The organism is Streptomyces sp. WELS2 (assembly GCF_013870595.1).
Taxonomy (GTDB): domain Bacteria; phylum Actinomycetota; class Actinomycetes; order Streptomycetales; family Streptomycetaceae; genus Streptomyces.
Window position 1 is genome coordinate 1 of sequence record NZ_JACBWZ010000429.1, and the last position, 5,342, is coordinate 5,342.

At 73.4% G+C, this 5,342-nt stretch carries 5 protein-coding genes and 1 pseudogene; 1 reads left to right on the top strand and 5 read right to left on the bottom strand.

What is annotated here, in order from left to right; all coding sequences use genetic code 11:
• The 5 genes and pseudogenes from H5J33_RS37675 to H5J33_RS22400 form a co-directional block, all read right to left on the bottom strand.
• Positions 1-172, bottom strand: a pseudogene (locus tag H5J33_RS37675) (metal-binding protein); the annotation flags it as partial.
• Entirely contained in the window at positions 153-2,519 is a 2,367-nt protein-coding gene (locus tag H5J33_RS22385; protein ID WP_399552904.1) for an RNA degradosome polyphosphate kinase, read from the bottom strand. The pseudogene H5J33_RS37675 and the gene H5J33_RS22385, both read right to left, overlap by 20 nt.
• A 92-nt stretch (positions 2,520-2,611) precedes the next feature.
• Positions 2,612-3,652 (bottom strand): ABC transporter permease, encoded by a 1,041-nt coding sequence (locus H5J33_RS22390; RefSeq protein WP_181796705.1) that lies wholly within the window; start codon positions 3,650-3,652, stop codon positions 2,612-2,614.
• On the bottom strand, positions 3,649-4,542 hold the full coding sequence (locus tag H5J33_RS22395) for an ABC transporter ATP-binding protein (RefSeq protein ID WP_181796706.1): 894 nt from the start codon (positions 4,540-4,542) through the stop codon (positions 3,649-3,651). Before H5J33_RS22395 ends, H5J33_RS22390 begins: the two co-directional genes overlap by 4 nt.
• A complete protein-coding gene (locus tag H5J33_RS22400) occupies positions 4,539-4,925 on the bottom strand; it encodes a GntR family transcriptional regulator (RefSeq protein ID WP_181796707.1) in 387 nt (128 codons plus the stop codon). Before H5J33_RS22400 ends, H5J33_RS22395 begins: the two co-directional genes overlap by 4 nt.
• 153 nt (positions 4,926-5,078) lie before the next feature.
• Here H5J33_RS22400 and H5J33_RS22405 point away from each other — a divergent pair.
• On the top strand, positions 5,079-5,342 hold a 264-nt coding region (locus H5J33_RS22405; RefSeq protein ID WP_309485465.1), incomplete at its 3' end, for a sigma factor.

Sequence of the window (5,342 nt, forward strand, 5' to 3'; positions counted from 1 at the left end):
GGCGCGTCGGCCACCTGGAGATCCGCTCGGCCCCGCCGTTGCCGCCGGTCTCCCGGTGCAGGCGCAGGGCGCGGAGGAACTCCGTGGCCTGGGCGCGCAGGTAGTCCGCGAGGGCGTCACCCGCCACCGCCTCGGCCGTGGGGTCCGTCTGGTCAAGGTGTTGCTGTGCCACGCCGGCGCCTCCGGGCGTCTATGAGCATCTCCTGGACGTTGCGCAGGGGCCCGCCGTCCCCGTCGGTCGCGTGCCGGGTCCACTCGCCGTCCGGGCCGAGGTGCCAGGAGGCGGTGGTGTCGGACATGCCGGTGTCCAGCAGCCGGTTGAGGGCTGCGCGGTGGCCGGGGTCGACGACCCGCACCAGGGCCTCGATCCGGCGGTCGAGATTGCGGTGCATCATGTCGGCGCTGCCGATCCACACCTCGGGCTCGCCGCCGTTGCCGAAGGCGAACACCCGGGAGTGTTCCAGGAAGCGGCCGAGGATCGAGCGGACCCGGATGTTCTCCGACAGGCCGGTGACCCCGGGGCGTATCGCGCAGATGCCGCGCACCCACACGTCCACCGGCACGCCCGCCTGGGACGCGCGGTACAGGGCGTCGATGAGCGCCTCGTCCACGATCGAGTTGACCTTGATCCGGATGAAGGCGGGCCGGCCCGCGCGGTGGTGCTGGATCTCCTTGTGGATGCGGGAGACCAGGCCGTCACGCAGCGACTTGGGCGCCACCAGCAGCCGGCGGTAGGTCTCCCGGCGGGAGTAGCCGGACAGCCGGTTGAAGAGGTCGGAGAGGTCCGCGCCGACCTGGGGGTCCGCGGTGAGCAGGCCGAGGTCCTCGTACAGGCGGGCCGTCTTCGGGTGGTAGTTGCCGGTGCCGACGTGGCTGTAGCGGCGCAGGGTCTCGCCCTCCTGGCGGACCACCAGGGACAGCTTGCAGTGGGTCTTCAGCCCGACCAGGCCGTAGACGACGTGGCAGCCGGCCTCCTCCAGCTTGCGCGCCCACTTGATGTTGGCGTGCTCGTCGAAGCGGGCCTTGATCTCGACCAGGACGAGTACCTGCTTGCCGGACTCGGCGGCGTCTATCAGCGCGTCCACGATGGGGGAGTCGCCGGAGGTCCGGTACAGGGTCTGCTTGATCGCGAGGACGTCCGGGTCGGCGGCGGCCTGCTCCAGGAAGGCCTGCACGGAGGTGGAGAAGCTGTCGTAGGGGTGGTGCAGCAGCACGTCCCGGGCGCGCAGGGCGGCGAAGATGTCGGGCGGGGACGCCGACTCCACCTCGGCGAGGTCGCGGTGGGTGCCGGCGACGAACTTCCGGTACTTCAGCTCGGGCCGGTCCAGCGAGTGGATCCGGAACAGGCCGGTGAGGTCCAGCGGGCCGGGCAGCGGGTACACCTCGGCCTCGGAGATCTTCAGCTCGCGCACCAGCAGGTCCAGCACCTCGCGGTCGATGGACTCCTCGACCTCCAGGCGCACCGGCGGGCCGAAGCGGCGCCGCATGAGTTCCTTCTCCAGGGCCTGGAGCAGGTTCTCCGCGTCGTCCTCCTCGACCTCCAGGTCCTCGTTGCGGGTGATCCGGAAGGCGTGGTGCTCCAGGATCTCCATGCCCGGGAACAGCTCTTCCAGGTGGTTGGGGGCGGCGATGACGTCCTCGATGGGGACGTAGCGGCCCGGGGAGGCCTCCAGGAAGCGGGACAGCAGCGGCGGCACCTTCACCCGGGCGAAGTGCTTGTGGCCGCTGACCGGGTTGCGTACGACGACGGCCAGGTTCAGCGAGAGGCCGGAGATGTACGGGAAGGGGTGCGCGGGGTCGACGGCCAGCGGGGTGAGGACGGGGAAGATCTGGTTCCGGAACAGCGTGAAGAGGCGGGCCTGCTCCTTCTCCGTCAGCTCCTGCCAGCGGACCAGGTGGATGCCCTCCTCGGCGAGCGCGGGGGCGACGTCCTCGTGGTAGCAGGCGGCGTGCCGGGCCATCAGCTCGCGGGAGCGGGCCCAGATCATCTCCAGCACCTCGCGCGGCTGGAGCCCGGAGGCGGACCGCGTCGCGACCCCGGTGGCGATGCGGCGCTTGAGGCCGGCCACCCGGACCATGAAGAACTCGTCCAGGTTGCTGGCGAAGATGGCGAGGAAGTTCGCGCGCTCCAGCAGCGGGGTGGCCGGGTCCTCGGCCAGTTCCAGGACCCGCTCGTTGAAGGCCAGCCAGCTGCGCTCGCGGTCGAGGAAACGCCCCTGGGGCAGGGGGGCGCCGTCGGCCCGGGCCTCCTCGTACGCGTCGAGGTCCGCGTCGAGGTCGGGCGCCAGACCGGAGACGGGGGTGGACACGGCGCGCTGCCGGTGCGCGGCGATGGAGCCCATGGGGGGCTGCGGCGTGTGCGTGGCCTCGGCCTGGGTCTCGTGCTGCCTCATGAACCCATTCTTCCCCGCCGTTGGTGACACGGGCGCGTCGGAACGCGCGGGCGGGAGCCGTACGGTTCCGCTGCCCGCGGCGGGCCCCTCGGAGGGCGGCGAAGGCTCTGGCACGACGGGTGTCATTGGCCGAGCGTCGCAAGCCAGGCTGAATCAATGGTTACGGCGACATGACGTGTGGGATAGCGGGGAGCGGCCCGAAGGGGTTCCGGACGAGGTCAGACGGCCGCCTTCGGGCCGGTGGCCCGGGCGCGGGCCGGGCGGCGGCCGGTGGTGCGGCGGTGCACCAGCCGGAAGGCCGCCACGGTCAGCACGGCGCTGAGGGCGAGCAGGAGGGCGCTCCCGACCAGGTGCAGGGGCAGGGAGTGGGCGTAGGGGTGGTAGTCGACGTAGAAGCCGGTGGCGTGCCGGCGGTCGTTGAGGGCCTGGCACGCCGGCCCGGCGTCGGACACGCAGGACGAGGCGGGCACATGGGCGCCGTCCGCGGTGATGAAGCCTTCGCCGGTCTTGATGCCGGAGTGCTCGGGGTAGGCCCGGCGGCCGGAGGTGGCGGTGACGGCCGGCCACAGGTGGGGCAGGGCCAGCTGGACGGCGGTCCACAGCGCGGCCAGGGTGAGCACGGAGCCGCACAGCGCGACCAGCGAGCGGCCCAGCACCAGCCCCAGGAGGGCGCCGGTGACCAGGCCCGTCAGCGCGAGGGCGACGGTCAGCGGGCCGCCCGCGTAGAAGGTGGTCAGGTCGTACCAGTCCTCGGCGCTGTCGATGCGGCCCCGGCCCGCCGACCACACCAGGTGGTGCAGCCACACCAGCGGACCGGTGCCGGCGGTGACCAGGGCGGCCGGAACGGCGAGCCGCGCGGCCAGCCAGCGCACCGGGGTGATGCCCTGGGTCCAGGCGAGCCGGGCCGTGCCGGTCTCCGTCTCCCGGCCGGTCAGCGCGGCGCCCGACCAGGCGGCGACGAGGAACGGGAGGGTGACGACGGCGAAGGTCGTGTACTGGTAGACGTCCTTGTAGCGCAGGATGGCGGCCTGGTCGTAGTCGCACGGGGCGGGGCCCTGGCAGGCGGGGTCGGTGTCGAACCGGTGCCAGGCCGCCGCCGAGGCGTCGGTGAGCGGGCCCCACAGCCACAGCAGCGCGACGGCCAGGCCCACGACGAGGACCGCCCAGGCGCACAGCGCGGGGCGGTGCAGCCGCAGCAGCCAGCGGATCTGGCGCGGGGCGGCGGCCGGCGGGGCGGATGCGCTCAGGGTGGCGGTCACGCGGCGTACTCCTGGTTCTCGGCCGGGGTCAGGGCGGGCGCCCCCGGGTTGCGCAGATGGGCCAGGACCAGTTCCTCCAGCGAGGGCGCGGCGGTGCGCCAGTCGCCGGGGACCGGTCTGGCCGGGCGGATCAGGGCGGACAGCTGGCGCCCGGTGACCCGGGACTCGACCACGGTGTGCCCGTCGAGGGCGGCGGGGTCCGCGGCGGCGGAGATCCGCAGGTGGGCGGCGAGCAGGTCGTCGATGTCGCCGGCCAGCCGGATCCGGCCGGAGCCGACCAGCAGCAGGTGGTCGCAGGAGTCCTCCAGTTCGGCGACGACGTGCGAGGACATCACGATGGTGGTGCCGTACCGGGCGGCCTGGGCCATCAGCGTGCCCATCAGCTCGTGCCGGGCCAGCGGATCGAGGTCGGCCATCGGCTCGTCCAGGAGCAGCAGTTCGGGCCGCTTGCCGAGGGCGAGGGCGAGCGCGACACGGGTGCGCTGGCCGCCGGACAGGGAGCGCACGCGGGCCCCGGGATCGAGGTCCCCGGCCGCCACGACCCGTTCGGCGCCGGCCGCGTCCCAGTGCGCGGGGTTGAGGTCGGCGCCCATGCGCAGGGTCTCGGCGACGGTGAGCTGCGGGTAGAGGGGCTTGTCCTGGGCCACGTAGCCGACCCGGGGCCGGGCGGCGGCCGGCGTGGTGCCGAGCACGGTCACCGCGCCCTCGGTGGGAGCGGTGAGTCCGGCGGCCAGGGCGAGCAGGGTGGACTTGCCGGCGCCGTTGGGGCCGACGACCGCGCACACGCGTCCGGCGGGCAGCCGGAACGAGCAGTCCCGCAGGGCCCAGCCCGCCCGCCGGCCGAACCGTTTCCCCAGAGCCTCGGCCGTCATCGCCGTGTCGCTGCTCATGTCGGGTCTCCCTGGAAGTGCGTGTCGAGTACGGCGGTGAAGAGCGCGGCCACGTCGTCCCGCTCCAGCCCCGCGTCCCGGGCGCGCCGGGCCCACTCCTCGAGCTCGGCCCGCAGCGGGGAGTCGGCCGGGGCGGTGCCGAGGGTGCGCCGGACGAAGGTGCCGAGCCCGCGCCGCGCCTCCACCAGCCCCTCGCGCTCCAGTTCGCGGTACGCCTTCAGGACGGTGTTGGGATTGATGGCCGTGGCCTCCACCACCTCGCGTGCCGTGGGCAGCCGGTCTCCCGGGACCAGCAGGCCGAGGCGCAGGGCCTGCTTGGTCTGCTGGACGATCTGGACGTAGGTGGCCACACCGCTGTGCCGGTCGATGCGGTACTCGACCACCCGGTCACCCACCCTTTCACTATTTGAGTAGTGAAAGGGTGGTGGAAGGGGCGCCGACAAGTCAAACGCCGGTGCCGGAGGTGAAGCGCGGGTCCTTCGGAACCGAATGCGCGGGCCGTGAACCGGTCGGCGGGTCCCGTCCGATGAGGAGATGTGAGCGAGACGAGAAGCGACGCGGAGCTGCTGCGGGCCATCGCGGCGGACCGCGACCGGCACGCCTTCGAGGAGCTGTTCCGGCGGTACGCGCCGTGGCTGACCGCGCGGCTGCGCGGGCGCTGCGCCGACGCCGGGGTCGTGGACGACATCGTCCAGGAGACGTTCCTCGCGATCTGGCGTGGCAAGGCCCGCTACCACCGGGAGGGCGAGGTGGCCGGCTGGCTGTGGCGCGTCGGCTCCCGCCGGCTCGTGGACGCCCAG